The sequence below is a fragment of the Vibrio lentus genome (genome assembly GCF_030409755.1).
Taxonomy (GTDB): Bacteria; Pseudomonadota; Gammaproteobacteria; order Enterobacterales; family Vibrionaceae; genus Vibrio; species Vibrio lentus.
The window spans coordinates 535,991-556,725 of the sequence record NZ_JAUFQE010000001.1; the positions used below are offsets into that span (position 1 = coordinate 535,991).

Consider the following 20,735-nt stretch of genomic DNA (forward strand, 5'->3'; position numbering starts at 1 on the left):
CAAAATTTGGAGCGATACATCGGGTTCGAACCGATGACCTCAACCTTGGCAAGGTTGCGCTCTACCAACTGAGCTAGTATCGCAATGTCATTCGCCTAATTTCTCATTAACTAAATAAGAGAGAAAGAGAATGGAGGCGCCTCCCGGAGTCGAACCGAGGTCCACGGATTTGCAATCCGCTGCATAGCCACTCTGCCAAGGCGCCTTAATCAACATAAAAATATATTGAAGTGTTTAAAGAGGACCACTCTTTGTTCAACACTCTACTTAAAGTAGAAACTAGATAGATGGTGCCCCGGGCCGGACTTGAACCGGCACAGCGCGAACGCCGAGGGATTTTAAATCCCTTGTGTCTACCAATTCCACCACCAGGGCAACGCAATCATGCGATGCTGATTACTGAAGAGTAAAACACCATCTCTCTGCGACCTAAGCCGTGAGAACGAGGTGTACTTTAACGGATAGAAAAAATTCGTCAACAGTAAATTTTATCTTTCAATTCAAGTGATTAATTATCGAACTCAAACGAATGAATTTAGTGCAGATTGTACGGTTCTTATACGTAGATTTTGAGTTTTAACAGGAACTCATAAGCCGAAATCCAGTTTGGAGATTCACTAAATACTGTTGATTCCATTGAATGAACAAAACACTCCCTCGTTTTCATGTGCTTTTCACATTCAAAGACTAAAGTTTTAAGTAACGACTATTACGAAATAAAAACGTGAAACCACTTAAACGATACCAATATGAACGCTACGCCGTGCTCTGTAACCTCGCCTACCCAAGAGTCTTTAAGCAAACTCGATACGGTTTTGATCCTAATGGACAGCGCATCATAAAGAATCAATTTGGTAAAACCATGATTCGAGTCTTATGGAGCAGCGACAAAGATGAAGTCGTCGTGGTTATCAAGGGATCACACAGTGTTTCTGACTGGCTACTCACTTTTGCACTATGGACCAGAAGCTGTAAAAGAATTGGGCTGAACTATCGTGTTCATGCTGGTTTCTATCACCTCATGTTCCAAGAAAGCCAACCGAGTCGTAACGAAGACAAGCTTGGGCAAACCGTTATCGAACGCTTAGAAGCTACGCTCACACCTTTGTTAGAGCAAGGAAAACGGATTTCTATCACCGGGCATTCTTCTGGCGGCGCTATTGGTTGTGTATTTGCTGACTACCTAGACCAAAAGTACCCAGGCTGTATCAAACGAATTGTGACTTTTGGACAACCTGCAATTGGTGATTGGAGTTTTAAAAAGAACTACCGTTTGAGTAAGAAAACCTACCGTATCTGTTGTGACATCGATATTGTCACCTTCATGCCGCCCGTGCCCCTATTGTATTGGCATGTAGGGAAAGTGCTTTGGCTCTATAATGGTAGGATCTACGAAAACACACCGACATTAATCCGCCTTGGTCGCTCTATCTTTAGCTGGTTGATAAGACCTTTCTCTTACCACTTAATGAGCAAATATATCCGTAACAAAGATTTCTTTGATAAGCACTGAGACAGTGAATCAAGTTGACGCTGGCTGCATAAAAAAGAGCACAAGCCTGTGAGTGACTTGTGCTCTGTATGATTTTTACTGAAATTAGAGTTTAAACCTTGAGAGTTCCTGTTTGAGATCGTTAGCTAAATGGCTGAGTTGATCGGCTTGCGAAACGGCATCTGTTGCATCAAGTGCCATCACATCACTGACTTCACGGACAGATTCCGTATTTGCATTGATTTCCGCGGTGACCAAAGACTGTTCTTCAGCAGCTGAGGCAATCTGAGTCGCCATATCACTGATCATCTGAATCGCTTCACGGATTTGAGCCAAACTCTCTCCGGCCATATCCACGTCGTGCACGCTTGTTTTCGCCATATCGTGACTTTGTGTCATCACTTTAACCGCACCATTCGTCGCTTGCTGTAGGCGTTTGATCTTGTCTTCGATCTCTTCTGTTGAAGCATGAGTACGTTGAGAAAGCACACGAACCTCATCAGCAACCACAGCAAAACCTCTCCCTTGTTCACCTGCCCTCGCAGCTTCAATAGCCGCATTAAGCGCAAGTAAGTTCGTTTGCTCCGCTATTTCACGAATCGTCGCCAAGATAGACGCGATTTGCTGACCATGCTCTTCAAGCTCACTGATGATAGACACAGCACTTGTTAGCTCAGTAGCGAGGTCATTAATCGATGATTGGCTTTTAGCCATCTGTTGGAAGCCTTGCTCGCTCAACTCCACCGAGTGAGTCGCACTTTTCGCCGTACTCTCAGCATTCGTGGCAATTTCGGCTGTTGCTGTCGCCATTTCTGTCACAGCCGTTGCCACCATCGTGATCTCATCTTGTTGTCTGCTTACACTATCACTGCGCTTCATCGCACTGGTATTCGCATGCTCGGCACCGCTGTTCATCGCGGTAGAAACTTGAGTGACGTTTTGCATCATTTGATGAAGCCGATCAACGAAGACATTAAACTTATCGGCAAGTTGACCCACCTCATCTTGGCTCGACACTTGTAGTCTTTTTGTGAGGTCGCCTTCCCCTTCCGCAATATCAGCTAATGCTTCACTCACTCGCCCAAGTTCAACTAATTGACGAGCCACAAACCATGAGGTTGCTACAGCCATAACGATCAATACAACCAAACCTGTAGTGATTTGGCTAATCAACATATCGAACAGAGGCTGCTCTAGTACGTCTTTATCCATTTCAATCACAAGTAACCAGTCAGTGCCTTTAATTGGCTCAGCCATGATGACTCGCTCAGCACCGTCCACTTGAGTAAAGATCGTCGTCAAGTTTTGCGCAGCACTGTTCAAGCCAGACACACTAAGCTCTGGCGCAATATCATTGACTTGTTTTAGAATGAAATCTTTATTTTGATGAGCAACGACCGCTCCTTGCTTATCAATCAGAATCGCACGCCCATTCCCCGGAACCTGAATAGCTAATACGTCTTCAATCAATTTGTCCAATGCCAAGTTTGATGCGACAACACCGATGATCGATCCATTCTCTGTCACTGGGTCTGTCAGTGTCACCACCAAGGTTTGCATCGTCACACTCACATACGGCTTTGTTGTCACCGCTCTGTTCTCAGCTAAGGTTTGTTTATACCAACCTCGGACTCTTGGGTCATAGCCCGCTTTATTCAATGAAGGGTCATGACGGAACATCTCACCTTCTTTATTACCGTAATAACTCAATCCAAATCCACCAGATACCAAGGTTTGACGTAAATGAGGGACGATATCTATTGAAGGGTTCAGCTGCACTTGTTGCTTAAGCCCGTGTACTGCCTGTTTCTTATCATAAAACCAGTCACTGATGCCCTTAGCATGAGCTTGAAGTGTATTACGACTTTCACTTTCTATTGCTTGCCAGCTGTTTGTTTGAAACGTCTTATAACCCATGAAAAGAAGAATGGCAGATGTAACAGCAATCGCCAAAACTACAGAGAAAACCATTTTCCTCTTTAGACTAAATTGCATATTTAAGAACCTCTTATAGAACAATTAAAGAAATATAAAGAGGGACACTATCACTCATACGCATGTTTTAATTAGGGTTATCCCATAAAACAATGAAACAAATTGAGCATTATGGTTAATTGTGACTTTGATTTATTTACCTGTCTATCAACAAAGGTTCAACTTAGGATCTCATCAAAATAGAGTGGGTCTATGAAAGGTAAAGGGGAGAAAATAAGAGGCAAGGATGAAGAAACAAGAAACAAAGAAGCCAGAAACGAAAAAACCAGCCACAAGGACTGGTTTCTTCTAAATGATGGAGGCGCCTCCCGGAGTCGAACCGAGGTCCACGGATTTGCAATCCGCTGCATAGCCACTCTGCCAAGGCGCCTTCAATAGTGTTTAAAGAGAACAACTCTTTTGATTACTACCAAACAAGGTAACAATCAATTAGATGGTGCCCCGGGCCGGACTTGAACCGGCACAGCGCGAACGCCGAGGGATTTTAAATCCCTTGTGTCTACCAATTCCACCACCAGGGCACGCAATTCTTTATTGCGATGCCGATTACTGAAAAGTAAAACACCATCTTAATGTCAAAATGAATCAACATTACAAAATTTGGAGCGATACATCGGGTTCGAACCGATGACCTCAACCTTGGCAAGGTTGCGCTCTACCAACTGAGCTAGTATCGCAATTTCATTCGTCTAATTCCTCATTAACTAAATAAGAGAGAAAGAGAATGGAGGCGCCTCCCGGAGTCGAACCGAGGTCCACGGATTTGCAATCCGCTGCATAGCCACTCTGCCAAGGCGCCATTTTTCGACACGTTAGAACCGACTAAACGTTAGCCCCGCTGTGTTCGGGTGCCTACTTTACGGATTGAGTGAAGATAGTCAAACAAAAATGTGAATTTAAATTCTGTTTGCTGACATTTAAATCAAATTGCTGCATGTTCGATCTTTTCATTCAAAAAGCATACAGCAAACTGGATTCAATTAAGGTGTTTGCGCACTACCACTTTTTCATGAAGCGGCCAACGAGGCTTGGATGATACGACCAACAGTGATCAAACATGGTCATAAGTTGAGGGTTACCATACTTAGAAAGACTAACTGCATGGAAACGGTTTTTGTGCGTTTTAAGTTTCTCGACTTGAGCAATCATTTCATCAGACTGCTTTGGCGCGATAAAGTCAGAAAGCACGATCAAATCAGCATTCTTGTACTTGTCGCCCATCATCAAATCTATCGACTTAATTAGCACCGGCTCAAGGTCTGTCCCGCCGTGGAATGCGTAACTTAGGAAGTCACTGGCTTCACGTAAACCGTCTTGTCGAGTCAATTCATAAGTAATGTGTTCTGAAGAGAACAAAATCACATAACAATCGCGCTCTTCAGCCAAGGCAATTTGCATCAAAGCATAAGCCATCGCTTTTGCCGACTGTTCAGGGAAACCGCTCATTGAACCGGACGCATCCACACAAACAATAAATGGACCTTTTTCAATGTCCACAGATTTACTGTCTGGCTTTTGAGCTTTGACTTTACGTAGCGTTCGAGATTTACCTTGCGAACGATAGCTAAGCAAACGCTTGTCGGCCAAGTGTTTGTAGAAAATGACTTCTAACTCTGGGTACGCTAAGAACATGGTCTCGTTCGGCAGCATCTTGTTGAGGTCATCACTTTCATGAATCCCAACAATATCATCGACCGCCTCATCACTCTTCTCTTCAACCATCTGTAGTTCTTCTACAGGGGCTTTGTGCAGAGAAGGATCATCTTCTAAGCCAGCCATGCGACCGAGTTTTTCAGCAATTTCTTGAAGGCCTTTGTGCTTATTTAGAAACTCCGCATGACGCTTCATTACCGTTAGGTCGGTTTTACTCAACTTAGCCGAAGCCATGTCCCACAAGCGCCCTACACTGCCTTCATCACCCGACTCCGTCACTTTATCCATGTTTTTCATGGTTTCCATGCGTTGATAAAGGTCAGCTAAGACTTTTTCTTTGCTTGTTTCAAGTTCGGTTACTTGAGCTTGCTTAATCGCGTCTGAAAGCGATTGATACCATTGGTCGCAAAAGTAGTGTGGAAACATTGCGTTATAAACGCCTTTGTTGTTTTCCATTAAACGTCTTGCTTGCAGGTAGAACGCTGAGTGCCACTCCAATTTTTTGATGACACTGTCAATCTCATCAAAAAACTGGGGTTCATCCCAGTAGATAACCTCTTGGTACAATGCAATTTCTTCTTGGAAACGATCGGTTTCACACACTTTAGTGACGCGTTTTTTTACTTTACCGCGCCACTTAACCAAATGGTTTTTGACCGACGTTTTCACGCCCTTGTTCTCAGCAGCCATCATGACTTGAGAACGAGCGATGAGATCATTCATCGCTGTATCAATGATTCCTGAGTCAGCTACCATCAAAGCGAGGTTTAAGCCGTCTGCTCCTAACATATGCTCTCCCCTTACTCGAAGTACTGACTCATGAACTTAATGCGCTGTGCGATCTTACTGCTCTTCACTTTCGTGGTTTCAAGATCTTGCGTTACAGCTTGCAAGCTTGCTTCCATTGCCTTCGGTAAATCAGGATCAATATAGTTGTGAGGCAACGCATCATGGAATTCAGTTCGAACTCTCTTTAACTTAAATTCAGCCTCAGTTAACTGTTCTAAGGCTTTCTCAGCGCCACTCAACCACTTGTTATACAATTCTTGGTCTAAACCGTCGGTAGTAACCACACTCACCAATACAGAGCGATTGGCAATATCTTTAATTACTAATTGGTTCGATGCATCCAAGTCGAGTTTTAAACGGCATAGGTTTTTATTTTCATTTACGTAACCGTAAATATCGCCGTGGCCTTCTTTAAGCGCACGGTCAAAATCATCCTTGGCTACATATACCCAACGGCTATCGCCTTTCTCAGATTCAGAAACCGACATGTTGCTTTGCAGCATAACCAGTTTAACTAGGTTGTAAGCGCTGCCGACGCTGTACATTTTCGCGTTCTTGATATCATTTTGGTAAACGTCTTTACGCAGTAAGCCGCTAGTTGACTCCATAGAGAGCGACACCGATAAGGTTGATTCAACATCATCTTGAATTTCTTCAAGCTCTTCACGTGACATTTCGATTTGAGATTTCGACTCCTGCTGATCAAACGCTCGATTTAATGCAAAGTCTTTTACCACGCTACGAACCACATCGCGTGATTCTGGGCTATGCCACAAGCAATCCTGTAGGAGCATAATGTCCAGCGGATTCACGCTATCACGGCCACTGAAGAATGCACTCGCTTTCAATAGTTTGACCGCTTTCTTCCAACGTCTGTCTGATACATACAACTCAGACTCTGATGATGAGCCCTGATTCTTAACGGTCTCTTCCAACATGGTTTTCAGTTCAAACAACTTGTTAAACGAGTTGTCCGTCAGTTCAAGCTTGTCGAGTTCTTTCTGCCATTGATGGTATTCAATATCCGTAATTGCCAATCCCTTTGGAATCACAGCTTCTTGAGATGTGCCAGTCGTCAGCATCGATTTGAAGTTTTGTTTGTTTTGAATACGGTTTACGAACACACGAACCAACATTCGGTCGTAAAGAGCTTCTAGGCCGCTGTCTTCGTCTGGAAGTTCGTTAGAGGCTGACACCAACAAGCGCATAGGCACGCGCTCAATGTCTGCGCCATTTTTAAATGTCTTTTCATTCACTACAGTAAGAAGCGTATTTAGGATTGCAGGACCTGCTTTCCAAATCTCATCAAGAAATACGACTTGTGCGGTTGGTAGGTAACCCTCGGTCAGTCTTACGTAACGACCGTTGTCTTTTAATTCTTGGATACTTAGCGGGCCAAACACTTCCTCTGGTGTTGAGAAACGTGTCATCAAATATTCGAAATAGCTACTGTTGTCAAAAGCCTGGATGAGGCGTTTAGCGATAAGGCTTTTTGCGATGCCCGGAGGGCCTAATAGAAACACACTTTCACCGGCAAGAGCCGCCAGTAAACAAAGCTTGATGGTGTCTTCTCTTTCATAAACGCCATCAGAGAGAGCATGCGCTAATTTATTGATTCTTTCAGAGAGTAGCGCCTTGTCAGCATGTGAGGAAATAGAAGGGTTCATGCGTTACTCCGAAAATCTTTGAACAGTTGAGAGTGTAGATACGTTTTTATACATTTGTTAGCACTTTGTTACAAGCATCTTTTATTATTGAGTTGCCTTTATATCAGATGGTTACGCTGCAATTTTTGCGTAATCATAGATTCCAATTATGAGAGTAGCATCACGAACGGCGTGAAATTAAATCTATTGTTAAGCCTAATTTTTCTTTTATTTTCGACACCATAGACGTTATGGTGGTGCACGTCTTCAGTTATTCGAAAAATTGGCAAGGAATGTGGCCAGACTGCATGAGTAAAGTTATCTATCAATGGAAAAGTATTTCTCTCATAGAAGAGAACGTGACGCTCCCTACGAACGTCGTGGTAAAACATACAACAATAAACCACCCCGGCGCGGCAGTTATTCTTCCTATCACTTCGTCTGGAAAAATCATCCTCATTACCCAGTTTCGCCCTTCTCTTAAAAAATGGCTTTTAGAATTACCGGCTGGCACCATGGAAATTGGTGAGACACCTCTTGAATGTGCCCAGCGAGAGTTGGAAGAAGAAACAGGTTACAGTGCAACTTCTTTTCAAAGCTTAGGACAAGTTACCCCTTTAGCTGGATTCTGTGATGAGATTCAGCATTTGTTCGTCGCCAAAGACTTAAGCCTCACTACCCGCTTTAAATGCGACGAAGATGAAGTCATAGAGGTGATCGAACTAAGCCTAGAAGAACTGCACGACAAAATACGACACGATCAAATTACCGATACCAAAACTATCGCTTGTTTAAGCAAAGCCCAACTATGCGGCTATCTATAGCCAATTATATGACTACCTAAAGTACTCTAGGAGAGAAACATGGACTTTCGTTCTGATACCGTAACTAAACCCTCACAAGCTATGCGTGATGCAATGGCAAATGCAGAAGTGGGTGATGATGTTTATGGCGATGACCCAACCGTAAACGAACTAGAGCAATGGGCAGCGAATGAGACCGGCTTTGAAGCGGCGATGTTCACTTCTTCTGGTACACAAGCCAACCTACTGGGTTTAATGGCACACTGTGAGCGTGGTGACGAATACCTTTGTGGCCAACAAGCACACAACTATAAGTACGAAGCCGGCGGCGCTGCAGTACTTGGCTCGATTCAACCTCAGCCAATCGAGAACAACCCAGACGGCACGTTAGATTTTAAAAAACTTGCTGCTGCGATTAAGCCAGACGACAGCCACTTTGCACGTACTAAGCTGCTTAGTTTAGAAAATACGATTAATGGCAAAGTACTTCCAATGTCTTACCTAGCGGAAGCTCGTGAGTTCGTAAACCAACACGGCCTGCAAATGCACCTAGATGGCGCGCGCGTTTACAACGCGGCAGTAGCACTGGATGTTCATATAAAAGAGATTGCACAATACTTCGATTCAATGACGATCTGTTTATCAAAAGGCTTAGGCGCGCCGATTGGCTCTCTACTTCTTGGTAGTAAAGAGTACATCGCCAAAGCACGCCGCCTACGTAAAATGGTGGGTGGCGGTATGCGTCAGGCAGGTATTCTTGCCGCAGCGGGTAAAATGGCCCTCACGGAGAACGTGGCTCAACTTAAATCTGACCACGACAATGCAAAAAATCTGGCGATTGGTTTAAACAAGCTAGAAGGCTTTTCTGTTAACCCTGATTTCATCCAAACTAACATTGTGTTTGCTAAATTAGATGAAACAGTAGATATCAACCGCATCGCACGAGAGTTAGGTGAACAAGGCATTACTATGTCACCAGGTAATCCTGTTCGCTTTGTTACTCACCGTGATATTAGTTCAGAAGACATAGCTCGATTCCTAACAAAGTTGGCAAATGTACTTTAAGCTTTAAAGGTTATCATCCAGAGCAAATACGACTTGAGCTTCCCCTAAGGGGAAGCTCTATTGTTACGTTTACTCACGAACAAAAACATGATCTACCCATCATTCATTCTAATTTCCCCGTGCCCTTTACACCTTTGGCTTCGATGACCCTAAATTGAGGAAAATGAAGTCATTAAACTTCACCTTTCGTCATAACCCTATCAGTCAATGACACCTATCCAAAATTTCAGCTCAAGATCCCCTTTACCTCTCAAATACATGAATGCGTATCAAAACGGATACAAACAAGGCAATTACGCAGAATGATGCGAGTACACTGAATAAGCTCGATGAGCGAGATTTGAACGATATAGCAACTTCTTATTCACCTCGAAACAATTAATATCCTTTATAGGTTATATCACCGCATCCTAAATTGTACGTTTATGGTAACCATTGCGCGGTTTCCAGTACTTATTTGAGTCATATAGCACCTAGCGACTTCCTTGGAAAACGCCTTTAAATATCGAGGATGACCAAGCCCCGAGAGGATGGTTCCTTCAAAGCTAGCGCCGATTTGGTCGACCAGTTTATATGTCGCACCTTGCACAGATTCGCCATCAGAGTGACAAAGAAATAGGTCAAGCGTATATCTCCCTTCTTGGTCTTCTGTTACAGAAACCGAAAGGTTTTGAGCGCCGCCTTAACACATGGTGTTGACTTTATTCATAGTCATTTGGTCAACAAGGCGGTACACACCTATACCTTCGAACTTAACAGTAGGAGAAGCTAATATGAATTCCGCCTCGGCTTCAATGGTGCCTGAGGCTACGCCCTTTTTATCACTACCAGCATCGCCAATACTGGCGCTGAATTTACTGCCTTTAATAGCGATGCTGTTACCGCCATCCATAGAGACGGTCGTGGTGCCTCCCGCTAAATCAGCGGACTTTCCATTGTTACCATAAGGGATAGGAACAACAGGCTTGCCGGCTGTTGTTAAACAAACATCAGGAAGTGTTGCGTTCGCTTTAGTCGAAAAACACCGTGACTAAACGCAAAAAGCGCCTTACGGCGCTTTTATTACTGACAGTCTAATAACGACCATATGGAGCTGTTGTATCATACCAGACATCAACACAACCTGCTGATTTTAGGTCTTTGACGAACTCTCTATTGATATACAACTCATTGTTTTCGTTAAAAACAAAAGCATATTTTTCTTCTGTGTCTAAATTACTGGTTGTGGGAAATTGCAATAGCTCAATTGTTTTATAATCATCAAACTGTCTATCGTAATCATCAGGGTGACTACCAAAGTCAAAATCACTATCCCAAGCATCCTTCCCTTCAAGCCAAAACTCATTCAACTTTTCTAGAACTTCTTCCCAAATAACAAACCGGACGCTACTTTCAAAAATAATAAACAAATCAGGATTAGAAAACACGATACCTGGTCTGTTTTCTGGTAACAATTCACTTAAACTTTCTTTAACAAACTTAATATACATATTATTTCAACTACAGTGATTTCCCTTAAAATATTTCAGCGTGAGAGCTAAGCCTCTCTATATAAAGTCAGAATAGCCATCTGCTGGAATAAATTCCACACCGACTAGGTTAGAATTTTTTATTTTTTCAACTACACTTTTATGAAAAAAAACACATTTCAACCAACCAGGATCTATCAATATAAGTCTTTTGTTTATTGGTATAGTATCAATTATTTTTTCATCTAGCCTAAGATTGATAATACCACTAATCATCTCATCACCATTAGAATCCTTTCGGTACCTTTTAAACTGGCTCTCAGATCTATCAATTAATTTAATCTCGTTAGCTACCTGTAGCATTAGGAAATCATGTTCGCCTTTATCATGCAGTTTAATATCAACCCAATTCACCCCAAATATGCTATTTACATGTAATTTCGAAAATTCATTCTTGTTTATCGAAAAATTTGGCATTTCAAGTATATCTGGAATTTCGTAATCTTCTTGTGGAAGAAATTCAACTATTAAAGGAACAGGTTCTTTAGGATAAGTAAATTTCGTAAGCGGTACTGCATCTATGTATTTATCTGGAAAACAATAAATGGGGGAATTGACACACTCTTTTGCAAAAAAATATTCACTCATTTTCCGACCTCAAGTTTTCTAGATTCCATAATCATACCTTTTACATTCTTTATATTGTGTTTTTCTTGCTGTACTTTAGAGACTCTACTCGGGCATGCGTTTCTTGATTTTTTCTTACTCTCTATATTATTTCCGCCTCCACAGCCTATGTTGCTTACCGGGGAGTAATCATGACCGAAAGTAGAAATTGTATATAAAAAGCTATCTAAACACACTAAAATATCTTCAGAGACCCCGTCTAAATCAGACTGAAAATGTCTTGCATTCCCTGTCTTGCAATAATAATTTCTTTGGGCATTTTCTTTTACACCTTTAATATCTCGGTTAACCGATTTTATATACTTTATATCTTCCAGCCGTAACTTAGTTACTACAGGATCAGGAACCTTTGTTACCGGAATTGATGTTACTTCACCACTTTCTAGATCTGAACTTGTTTCCCAAAACTGCTCTTGCTCAGTCTTGAAGTCCAAACCTCCACCATGACCAGACTTATGTACATGTGTATTGACTTGACAAGCGATATCCGTTTTGGAGGGGAACATTACCCCATTTTTCCAAGTGTTGATATTATACTCATATGCTTCTCTGTATTTTTTCCAATCCGGAGTATCTAAATTTTTAGTTGTTATTATATGGTGAGCTTGAAGTCCGAACTGCCCGTCATCCGCCTTCAAACGTCCATCTGCCCATAAATGTTCATCGAAGCCTGATTTGTAGTGCTTAGATTTAATTGCTTTTGCTAAAGCAGGCCCTGACCCTTTTACAAGACTATGTGTTTTTACAGTTGAGTTTTTAGCCATGATCGTATTAACCTCTAATAAGCGTCACATTTCTCTGGTTTCTTCTTGCAAACAGGACAAACAAACTCTTTTTTATCCTTTTTCTCATTGGTGTTATCGTTACTCTTTCCTGACTGAGTAGATTTACCAGTGTCATGCTTCACTTTCGCAGGGTATGCTCTCTCACTTTTACCCAAAATTCGAGCGAATAACTGGTCAAACTCACCCATCGCTTCTTTTAATTTATCCGGAACCATTTTATCTATGATTTTCACTTCATCGGCTAGCTTTAAGAAGTATTCTGCTAGTTCATCAGCTCCCATGCGATTGGCGTAAGAAGCAAGCTCACTCGCCACTTCGATACAAGGTTTTAAAACATCCGATACAATGTTGCTCGCCTGCTTAGCGTAATCAACCCAATCTAATGTTCGTAAGAACTTTTCTGGATCACCTTTACCCATACCACGAAGTACCGCGAGTAAAGTGTCTTTCGATGTACCCTTACCACCTTTCAAAGCAACTTTACATGTACCTTTAACTGCACTGCCAAACGTTGGGACACAACCAATCAAAGTCAAAGAGAGTGCCAACCAATTTTCTGGCTTATCTCGTTCTTCTTCACTTAATAGTGTCATGATATTTGCTGAAAGGTCTCGTACATCTGCAGCTTGGTCTACGACGGGAATCATTGTCAGCGCTGTGTTGGCAATGATTTGCTCTACCGATGCGTCATCATTGAAGTCACCTAAAATTACCCCCCAGATCCAGCTGGCAGCGCCAGACATTCTCTTCCAAGAGTTTTCCCAGAAACCAACCTCGCCTCGCTTTGCTTCTTCAATAATTAATTGAGTATTCGCATTGAGGTTAAAATTAGGGTTGGTTTTAGTTGGGATGTTTGGTGTGAATTCGCGACTATCTTCACCATAGTCAATGTTAAATTCACCCGGTGCAACCCCACTCACGGAAGCTTTGCCTGCATTATCTAATGCACCTTCAAAGGAAGCGCCGGTTTGATCAACCAGTTTATATGTAGCCCCTTGGACAGGTTCCCCATCAGAATATGAAAGAAACAGATCAACCGTATACGTCCCTTCTTGATCTTCAGTTACAGAAACCGAAGGGTTTTGCGCGCCGCCTAAACACATGGTGTTGGCTTTGTTCATAGTCATCTGGTCAGAAAGGCGGCATACACCTACACCTTCGAACTTAACGGTAGGAGAAGCTGATATGAATTCGGCCTCGGCTTCAATAGTACCTGAGGCTACGCCCTTTTTATCACCACCGGCATCACCAGTACTGGCGCTGAATTTACTGCCTTTTATAGCAATGCTGTTACCGCCATCCATAGAGACGGTCGTGGTGCCGCCCGCTAAATCGGCGGACTTTGCATTGTTACCATAAGGGATAGGAACAACAGGTTTGCCGACTGTTGTTAAACAAACATCAGGGAGTGTTGCGTTCGCTTCTCCTCCTGAGCCTTGATGAACTACGCTGAGTCCATTCGCACAAACTGTTACGCCCATAGTAAATCCAATTAAATTCCAATAGATGTATGATAAAAGAGATCGCAGGCTGCAATCTCTCTAAGTACGTAGTGAAAATGAAGGATGAGACTGTTACTTCGTGTCTATTTTTAAAAACGGACAGAAGATCTCACAATTAAATCTAATGCTATTGATAAACATCCAGTAACTGCTGAAATTTTAGGTCAATGACCAAGTAAGTCGCGGCATACATAACACCAAAGATCACAGTACTGACGCCAATAATCAACTTAGGGGAAATAACGCGTTTGAGTGGTTTCTTTAAATACTTCGCCTTTAAGTTAACTAACGTTACTTTTTCCTGTTCGGCTAAACGTTCGTCTCGGACTAAGCGATAAATTGTGTTTCCTATCTCTGAAAGCTTTTCGTTACCACGCTCTTCTCGGCCGTACTTGCCTTTGAACCCAAGTTGAAGCAATAAATAAAGGAATTCGATAACGTGTCTGTATTTTCGTGGATCAGCTTTCAAGCGCTCTAAAATAGTAAAAAACTTATCGCCACCCGATGTTTCGTTATGGAACTCCGACAATAAGCTATTGGTACTCCAATGGCTGTTTGCCCCCCACTCTTGCCTACACACAGATTCATCTATTGCAGCACATAAGCAATAGCGTATGACCAATATTGATGCCCGATCCAACTCCATTTCATTGAGCTTTCGTTCACCTTTGCGAATTTCTCGTGCAACTTGTTCTCTAAAAGGGCCAGGATCGTCCAACCAAGGAATCGAAGACATGCATGAGAGACTGGCGATTAACCAAGTAAACTGATCGACCAATGGGTTAACACCCATGCTCTCCACGTTTAGGTCTCTTACCGCAATATTTCTAGATAAATCAGGTGCAGGCATAACCTCCATTGGTTTGCCTGGTTCTGGTTGAAATAGTACTACGGTGACATCGTTTTCGGCGTAAATCATAAACGTACAGCCCAAAGCTGTAGTGATAAGTTCGCGAAGTCGCCAGCAATATGGACAGCGATTGCTGCGGTGTTATTCAATGCATTCCATTCGTCACTCGCTTTATCGAGCTCAAAATAGGTATAGCCAGCATGATAAGGTAACGCTCTAGGTACCACTGGCATTGGTTTCATTTCAATGCCCGGCAATTGTAAATTGATTAGATCGCGAATATTGTCGATCGAACCAATCTTAGTTTGGCTTACGAACTGCGTATGCAAAATATCAAGTGGTACGTCTGCTTTAACAGCAAGAATAAACGTCGTAGATTCGACAATTTTACTGTCTGGAATTGCTGCAGTTCGAATTCCGTAGCTTTGCTCTCTCAATGTTAAAGGTATTGCACGTTGTTCTGACATAACACTTAATGTCATTTTCGCGCTATCAAGCGTACGAGATAAACAATCGGTCAGTTGGCTATGGTTGTATTTTGTAAACTCTTGTGGTCTACGAGATGCGGAACACAGTGTAGATAATTCACCTTCCGCTTGTAACAGGATCCGATAAAATGACTCTGGGTGAACGCCTTCAACACTTGCAAAATGCCAGAACAACGGCTCATAACGATTCAAAGCTTGTAACAACATAAAATCAGCAACAGATGACACGCCCTGTTGGTCAACCACGCCTAAGCGCTGAACAATCGATTCGGCCCTGTGTTTAAGCATTGACGCGAATTCAGTCGCGAACTTGCTCAAAACTATAGATGCGTGAATATCAATGCACGTCGGAATATAGTTTTCATCCAGAATGATGCTCCCGTCTGGCTTCACTTCCGAAATTTTCAAAATGGGAATTGATGTATATGCGCTCTTATCTTCATGATCGTACATTAAGAAAAAGTTAAGCTTGCCCACCACAATACTTGCCATATCTTCTGATTCATAACATGCATCGACGGCTTCTTGGGTCTCCATGTTATAACGAGCACCGTCACCATTACCTCCAAAGAGTCCCGAACGCTCTGATGGCAGTGGGCAGCATAAGTACACCACTTTATCCGCAATCGAAGGGTCAACATCTCTTACTTCTGGAAGCTCAGCAAGAAGCGGTAAATCAAATGGAGTACGGTCTTGTAAGATACCTTCTGCTCGTGTGATCCCGATTTTACCAAGAGCCAGTAGCTCAGTGTTAATCTCAATTTTTTTCACTCCCCAGTGTAAAGGAGAGCTATTAGAGCTAAGCATGTTAGATAACTTGCCTTGAGACCTATCGAGTTGCTGAAAGTGTTGAGGCTTCATGAACATACCATCTTGCCAAACAACTGGGTTATATAAAGACATTCGTCAGTTCCTTAAAAATACGTCTGTTCAATACCGCGAGTATTGTTCGAAGATAATTCACTACCCTCTACTTTTAATCTCAGAAAGTACTCACTTTTTTCTTCGATCACTTCAACCTTCCGCCAAGACGAGCCATCAATATCTCTGAATGCCACAGAAAAACCTAATGCTCGCGTCGTTGGATCTAACTCTAAAATCTCATGTATCTCATCGCCCGGCTGCAGTTGGTATTCATATCGTTTAATATACTCATCACCTAAGGACGCTTTATCATTTTCGAATAGAGCAAAAAAATCCAAACTACGAAATAAAACAGGTGAAGTGAGCTCATGAACTCTCAGAATGACCGGCGAAGATTGTCCCTGCTCTCGAACATTAAGAAGTTCTGAAGCTTCTATTACGAGTTCAATTGAAGATGTTTCTGGCGTAATTCCAGATGATTCTTTAAATTGCTCCCACATTGAGCAACCTGATAATAGAAACAAGGTAATGGGGATTATAAGTTTACGCATGATCAGCTTTTGCAACCTTATTGTATCTGTCTTTCATCAACGCTTTAAAAGTTGACTCATTGAATTGTCTAGTACTTTGCTCATAATGTTCACTGTACTTTTTCCACAACTTTGACTTACTAAGGAAGCGTGTCTCTTGGCTTAAAGTGTTTGCAAACTGCTGAGGATCATTCGCTTTTAGTTGCTCCAATACCAAATCGTTAATTGCCTTCGCATATAAGGTATCGTGCTCGCTAAGTTCATCCAGTATCTGTTCAATTAGCTCATTTGGAGCCAATAGATTTTGACTATTTAGCGTTAACATCAATGTAGTTAGGCTAAGATCATTGTGGGCAAATGAACTTTCGTCAGTAAGCTCTTCAACACTCTGTAAATCTTTGTACAAATTATCGATACACAATCGTAAACAAGCGCCCATTTGTTTAAAAAATAGAGCGTCATGTTTCGTGTCAGATTCTAAATCAACACCCAGTCCTTCAAAGAATGCATGTGTCACATTTTCATGTTCGTAAGAAGTTTCACTCAATGCGATATTATTCTGAGTTCTACTCTCACTTTCAACAGGCTGCTCTTGTGGTTCGGTATGAGAGACAAATTCTTGTGTCACCTCTTCCCACTTATGGCTCTGTATGTTTGTAGCATGAGATATAATAGTGACAGGTGGCACTTCTGGTAGTTTATTTTTGAGAGTCCCTGAACTGCCGTTAGGTTTATCTGACTTAAGATCTGAACCTTCAACGCTTGCTGGTTTTAAACGGTTCGATATCTTAGCTTGATCATCGGCGACATCTTTAGCTTTCAGGCTCGCCTGCTGTTCTTCTTCCATCCCCATCCAATCTTCAGGAATCAAACTAGGAAGGTCAAACTCAGAATGGATACTCAGACTGTCATCAACGACTTGCCTTTGATGTTCTGTCGATGACTTCGTAAGGCTTTTATCGTTGCTTTCGTCTCTAACAAGGTAGTCATCATCTCTTTGCATTGAGAATTTTAAGTGTTCGACGGGATCATGGGTCTCAACACCATCAGGTTTCGTTTCCATAAAGAGATCTTCTAGCGTGCCTGCCTCAGCCTCTTCTTCAACAACGGACTCTTCCAAGTTCATTAAAGGGTCTGTTGAATCTCTTTCTGGTGCTATTTCAGAAGCTATGTCGTATGAAGTCGTTACCAACTCAAGAGAAATACTCACTTCATATTGTCCCAAAGACACTCTATCGCCGTCACATAATGAGACCGGTTGATTCTTGAGGATCTTATTCCCATTAACCAATGTCCCATTAGTACTGATATCGCTGATGTAATACGTATCTCCATATACATTTAACAAGCAATGTGTACCCGATATAAAACGGTTATGATCAGTCAACGAAACAGTACACCCAGCTTCACGACCAATAGAACCGCCTTCTTCGGGCATTTCTATACTCTTAGCTCCAACATATTCTTCTGGGCACTTTGAGATCACCAAAACCAATTGATTAATTCGCATGAATAGCCTTTAAAACAGAAGAGAAACACTAAACTCAACACCACCTAACCCCTCGTTATAAAAAGGTAAGATGTATGAAGCTTGGGGAATAATTTGTAAGTGAGCGTCGGGATTGCTGCCTAATTTGATCACGCTCCCTAAAGTAACTACAGCGCCGGCTTCAAATTGATCAATATCTTCAAGTTGTTCGCCATATCTAAAACCTTGGTCATCAACTTTCCAACGGTTAGAGTATTGTGAGTAACCTAAAGACAAACCTGCACCAATGTAAGGAGTAAACACCGACCAGCTACCTAAAGCGTACTGTGGGACAATACGAAATTCGTAATTTGTCACCTCGTTATACACACCATTTTTAGGTGCTTCGATATCATCTTCTGCTAAATAATTAAACCCTAACCACCAACGCCATCGGTTATTGCTCTCGTCAATTGGACGTGTATGGACGAACCCGTAACGCAGAGCATCTACTTGTCCACTCGATCCTTCTTCGTATTCTATAGTGTCTATGCTCAGCATATTTACTGAACCACCATATCTCTCACCCTTCGCGATTGCGATGGACGAAAAAAGGCACATTGTGGATATTAGACCGATTTGACTTAGGTTTCGCATGCTTCCCTCTGAGTTCATCCATATATTAACTAGATGCGCAAGATAGCAAGTATTATGTCTTTTACAATAAGGAGTCGGTCGCACCCACTAATTACGACATTATAACTAGTAAAAAAAACGATATATCTATAAGAAAATGCATTACGCACATTCACCGGTTAAATCCAATTATAAAATCAAAATTATCAATAATTAAAGCCCTGCTCAATGTTGAACGCTCATAAAATTAGCATTTTCTTAATTAAAAATTTAAGCATGCCTACGCATTTACCTTTGTTCACATCATAATAATGACCTGGAAATATTTTTGCTAATTTAGTATTACTTAATATTTCCAGGAATGATTGACCATATCGATTATTGACCAGCAAATAACCACACACATCAATAGTTATATGCATAACATTTTGTAACGACAACGTTGTAAATGTGACCTCAATCACTGATTTTTTATAAAAGCCAACATTAAAATGGACTTGATTTCGACTTTTTTGTGAATAACATCACATAATGTTTAAATTAAGAGCTTTTCAAATCTTTTAACATTCAAATTATCCTTTTTGAATATAGAATCGCTAAAAAATATAAAAATATAAAAATATAAATAAGGTATGAGTGACTTTATTAGTCAATCCTACTTTTCGATTTCATTATATATACAGTTGGATATCAAAATTATGTTTTCCTCGGATTTCACAAGGCGACCTATTGATGAAGAAAAACCTAGCGGAACTAACCCAAATGCGTTAGATGATTTCACTGAGATAAAACGTCAAATTAATAACCTAAATAAGGTTACAGGTCGAGTTTCTTGGAGAAAAGTTCAGTCTTTGTCTAAGGAAATACTCTCCAAAAATAGCAAAGACTTTCGATGTAGCTGCTACTTTACCGTCGCAGCAACGCATAATGATGGTTTAAAAGGTTTAGCCGAGGGGCTCAGCTCAATCTTAGATTTGTGTGTCGTTTATTGGTTCACGGCATATCCTGAAGTAAGCAAATCAAACGCAAGGATCGGTGCGATTGATTGGATGGTCGAGCACACTGAAAAACGGATTAAGAACATTAAGACTAGCTCTGACGACATTTTGTTGATCGAAACTTGCCACCGTTTATGTTTAAGAATAGAAGAGGAACTTAGGCTCCATTATGGAATAAAAGCACCTTCACTAGGTGGAGTTCGCAGAGTCTTAAAGCAATGGGCAGATGAACATAAAGAAAATGAAGCGAAACTCCGTGAAGCAGCGAGTCAAACAAGGCTAGCGGCACAAGAGAATAGACAGATACCCCCTGTTACTCAATCAACCGCAATTAAAATTGATGTATCTAACAGTAAGCCAGCTATTGCTCCCAAGATAGACGAGAAATCAACGTCGAACTATTTAGTGATCTATTTATTAGCCGGGTTTCTTGTACTGGCATTGTCCTCTCATTTCCTTTATGAACAGTACCAATTGAAAGTGCTTACTAGAAAAGTAGTCGCATCAAACATCCCTCAGTTAAGCGAAATAACACACTCGTTAAAATATGAATATGCTTCAATTTCAAACGATGTAAGACCTAATGTCGTAAACCAATTAGACAATCTGATGAAAGATTGGTCGACTAACCCTGTAAAAGTGTATGAAATTGATGCTCTCGATCAATTGACTACTGACCTAACAAAACTCTACCCAGATTCATCGTCAGTTTTACGTTTACGTCAAGAATTCACTAGTCAGAAAGAAAAATTAGATTCGGATTACATGCAACTTCATCGACGCTTCTCAGATGCAAGAACTGTATTTGCAAATGTAATAAGAGGAAGCGAAAGTCAAAAAACAGCGCGAGCTTACGAATACAGTAACTCCCTTTTCCCTTTGATTGGTCGCATTGAGTATGCAGAGAAAGAAAAACAACAAAAAGAACTTCAGAAATCTCTTCGGATACTCAACGTTTATTTGCACAAAATAAAAACCTTGGAATCTGAGCTTAAAACAATGCAACCGTAGCACT

At 41.5% G+C, this 20,735-nt stretch carries 16 protein-coding genes, 7 tRNA genes and 1 pseudogene; 4 read left to right on the forward strand and 20 right to left on the reverse strand.

The genetic code is table 11. From position 1 onward, the window contains the following. Positions 1-7: 7 nt before the first annotated feature. The 3 genes from QWZ07_RS02225 to QWZ07_RS02235 all read right to left on the reverse strand — a co-directional run bounded on the left by QWZ07_RS02225 (position 8) and on the right by QWZ07_RS02235 (position 375). A tRNA-Gly gene (locus tag QWZ07_RS02225) sits at positions 8-83 on the reverse strand. 48 nt (positions 84-131) lie between these two features. Beyond that, positions 132-205, reverse strand: a tRNA-Cys gene (locus tag QWZ07_RS02230). A gap of 83 nt (positions 206-288) precedes the next feature. Further along, a tRNA-Leu gene (locus QWZ07_RS02235) sits at positions 289-375 on the reverse strand. A 349-nt stretch (positions 376-724) separates the two neighbouring features. On the opposite strand from QWZ07_RS02235, the gene QWZ07_RS02240 reads away from it, so the two are divergent. Next, complete coding sequence (locus tag QWZ07_RS02240; RefSeq protein ID WP_192853959.1) at positions 725-1,513, forward strand: lipase family protein; 789 nt, start codon at positions 725-727, stop codon at positions 1,511-1,513. Positions 1,514-1,597: 84 nt separating this feature from the next. On the opposite strand, the gene QWZ07_RS02245 is transcribed toward QWZ07_RS02240, so the two are convergent. The 7 genes from QWZ07_RS02245 to QWZ07_RS02275 form a co-directional block, all read right to left on the reverse strand. Next, positions 1,598-3,487: a methyl-accepting chemotaxis protein gene (locus tag QWZ07_RS02245; protein ID WP_435433679.1), complete on the reverse strand. Its 1,890-nt coding sequence runs from the start codon at positions 3,485-3,487 to the stop codon at positions 1,598-1,600. Between the two features lie 296 nt (positions 3,488-3,783). Continuing rightward, a tRNA-Cys gene (locus tag QWZ07_RS02250) sits at positions 3,784-3,857 on the reverse strand. 64 nt (positions 3,858-3,921) lie between these two features. Beyond that, positions 3,922-4,008 (reverse strand) — tRNA-Leu (locus tag QWZ07_RS02255). An 80-nt stretch (positions 4,009-4,088) separates the two neighbouring features. Next, positions 4,089-4,164 (reverse strand) — tRNA-Gly (locus QWZ07_RS02260). A 48-nt stretch (positions 4,165-4,212) separates the two neighbouring features. Then, positions 4,213-4,286: transfer RNA gene (locus QWZ07_RS02265), tRNA-Cys, on the reverse strand. Positions 4,287-4,483: 197 nt separating this feature from the next. Further along, positions 4,484-5,929, reverse strand: coding sequence for an ATPase RavA stimulator ViaA (gene viaA / locus QWZ07_RS02270; protein ID WP_192853957.1), 1,446 nt, complete (start codon positions 5,927-5,929; stop codon positions 4,484-4,486). An 11-nt stretch (positions 5,930-5,940) separates the two neighbouring features. Further along, positions 5,941-7,596 carry an ATPase RavA domain-containing protein gene (locus QWZ07_RS02275; protein ID WP_102278909.1) on the reverse strand — a complete coding sequence of 552 codons (1,656 nt, stop codon included), beginning with the start codon at positions 7,594-7,596 and terminating at the stop codon, positions 5,941-5,943. A gap of 287 nt (positions 7,597-7,883) precedes the next feature. Here QWZ07_RS02275 and QWZ07_RS02280 point away from each other — a divergent pair, with 287 nt between their 5' ends. Both QWZ07_RS02280 and ltaE read left to right on the forward strand, forming a co-directional pair. Next, positions 7,884-8,399: an NUDIX hydrolase gene (locus QWZ07_RS02280; RefSeq protein WP_192853956.1), complete on the forward strand. Its 516-nt coding sequence runs from the start codon at positions 7,884-7,886 to the stop codon at positions 8,397-8,399. 39 nt (positions 8,400-8,438) lie between these two features. Beyond that, a complete protein-coding gene (gene ltaE / locus QWZ07_RS02285) occupies positions 8,439-9,443 on the forward strand; it encodes a low-specificity L-threonine aldolase (RefSeq protein WP_192853955.1) in 1,005 nt (334 codons plus the stop codon). A gap of 529 nt (positions 9,444-9,972) precedes the next feature. Here the strand turns inward: ltaE and QWZ07_RS02290 are convergent. The 10 genes and pseudogenes from QWZ07_RS02290 to QWZ07_RS02335 all read right to left on the reverse strand — a co-directional run. After that, a pseudogene (locus QWZ07_RS02290) lies at positions 9,973-10,455 on the reverse strand (DUF4150 domain-containing protein); the annotation flags it as partial. Positions 10,456-10,516: 61 nt separating this feature from the next. After that, positions 10,517-10,933: a hypothetical protein gene (locus tag QWZ07_RS02295; RefSeq protein ID WP_192853954.1), complete on the reverse strand. Its 417-nt coding sequence runs from the start codon at positions 10,931-10,933 to the stop codon at positions 10,517-10,519. Between the two features lie 57 nt (positions 10,934-10,990). Further along, positions 10,991-11,560, reverse strand: coding sequence for a hypothetical protein (locus QWZ07_RS02300; RefSeq protein ID WP_192853953.1), 570 nt, complete (start codon positions 11,558-11,560; stop codon positions 10,991-10,993). Further along, positions 11,557-12,363 (reverse strand): AHH domain-containing protein, encoded by an 807-nt coding sequence (locus QWZ07_RS02305; RefSeq protein ID WP_017066219.1) that lies wholly within the window; start codon positions 12,361-12,363, stop codon positions 11,557-11,559. Before QWZ07_RS02305 ends, QWZ07_RS02300 begins: the two co-directional genes overlap by 4 nt. A gap of 14 nt (positions 12,364-12,377) precedes the next feature. Then, complete coding sequence (locus QWZ07_RS02310) at positions 12,378-13,865, reverse strand: PAAR-like domain-containing protein (protein WP_192853952.1); 1,488 nt, start codon at positions 13,863-13,865, stop codon at positions 12,378-12,380. Between the two features lie 148 nt (positions 13,866-14,013). Beyond that, entirely contained in the window at positions 14,014-14,805 is a 792-nt protein-coding gene (icmH, locus tag QWZ07_RS02315) for a type IVB secretion system protein IcmH/DotU (protein WP_192853951.1), read from the reverse strand. Continuing rightward, a complete protein-coding gene (gene tssK / locus QWZ07_RS02320; RefSeq protein ID WP_192853950.1) occupies positions 14,802-16,127 on the reverse strand; it encodes a type VI secretion system baseplate subunit TssK in 1,326 nt (441 codons plus the stop codon). The genes icmH and tssK overlap by 4 nt, the downstream gene beginning before the upstream one ends. 11 nt (positions 16,128-16,138) lie before the next feature. Continuing rightward, the gene (gene tssJ, locus QWZ07_RS02325) at positions 16,139-16,639 is read right to left on the reverse strand and encodes a type VI secretion system lipoprotein TssJ (protein WP_192853949.1); all 501 of its coding nucleotides are present in this window, start codon (positions 16,637-16,639) and stop codon (positions 16,139-16,141) included. Next, positions 16,632-18,128, reverse strand: a complete 1,497-nt coding sequence (gene tagH, locus QWZ07_RS02330) for a type VI secretion system-associated FHA domain protein TagH (protein WP_192853948.1) — start codon at positions 18,126-18,128, stop codon at positions 16,632-16,634. The genes tssJ and tagH overlap by 8 nt, the downstream gene beginning before the upstream one ends. Positions 18,129-18,137: 9 nt before the next feature. Then, complete coding sequence (locus tag QWZ07_RS02335) at positions 18,138-18,743, reverse strand: hypothetical protein (protein WP_065104331.1); 606 nt, start codon at positions 18,741-18,743, stop codon at positions 18,138-18,140. 677 nt (positions 18,744-19,420) lie between these two features. On the opposite strand from QWZ07_RS02335, the gene QWZ07_RS02340 reads away from it, so the two are divergent. After that, positions 19,421-20,731: a type VI secretion system ImpA family N-terminal domain-containing protein gene (locus QWZ07_RS02340; RefSeq protein ID WP_192853963.1), complete on the forward strand. Its 1,311-nt coding sequence runs from the start codon at positions 19,421-19,423 to the stop codon at positions 20,729-20,731. Positions 20,732-20,735: the final 4 nt, after the last annotated feature.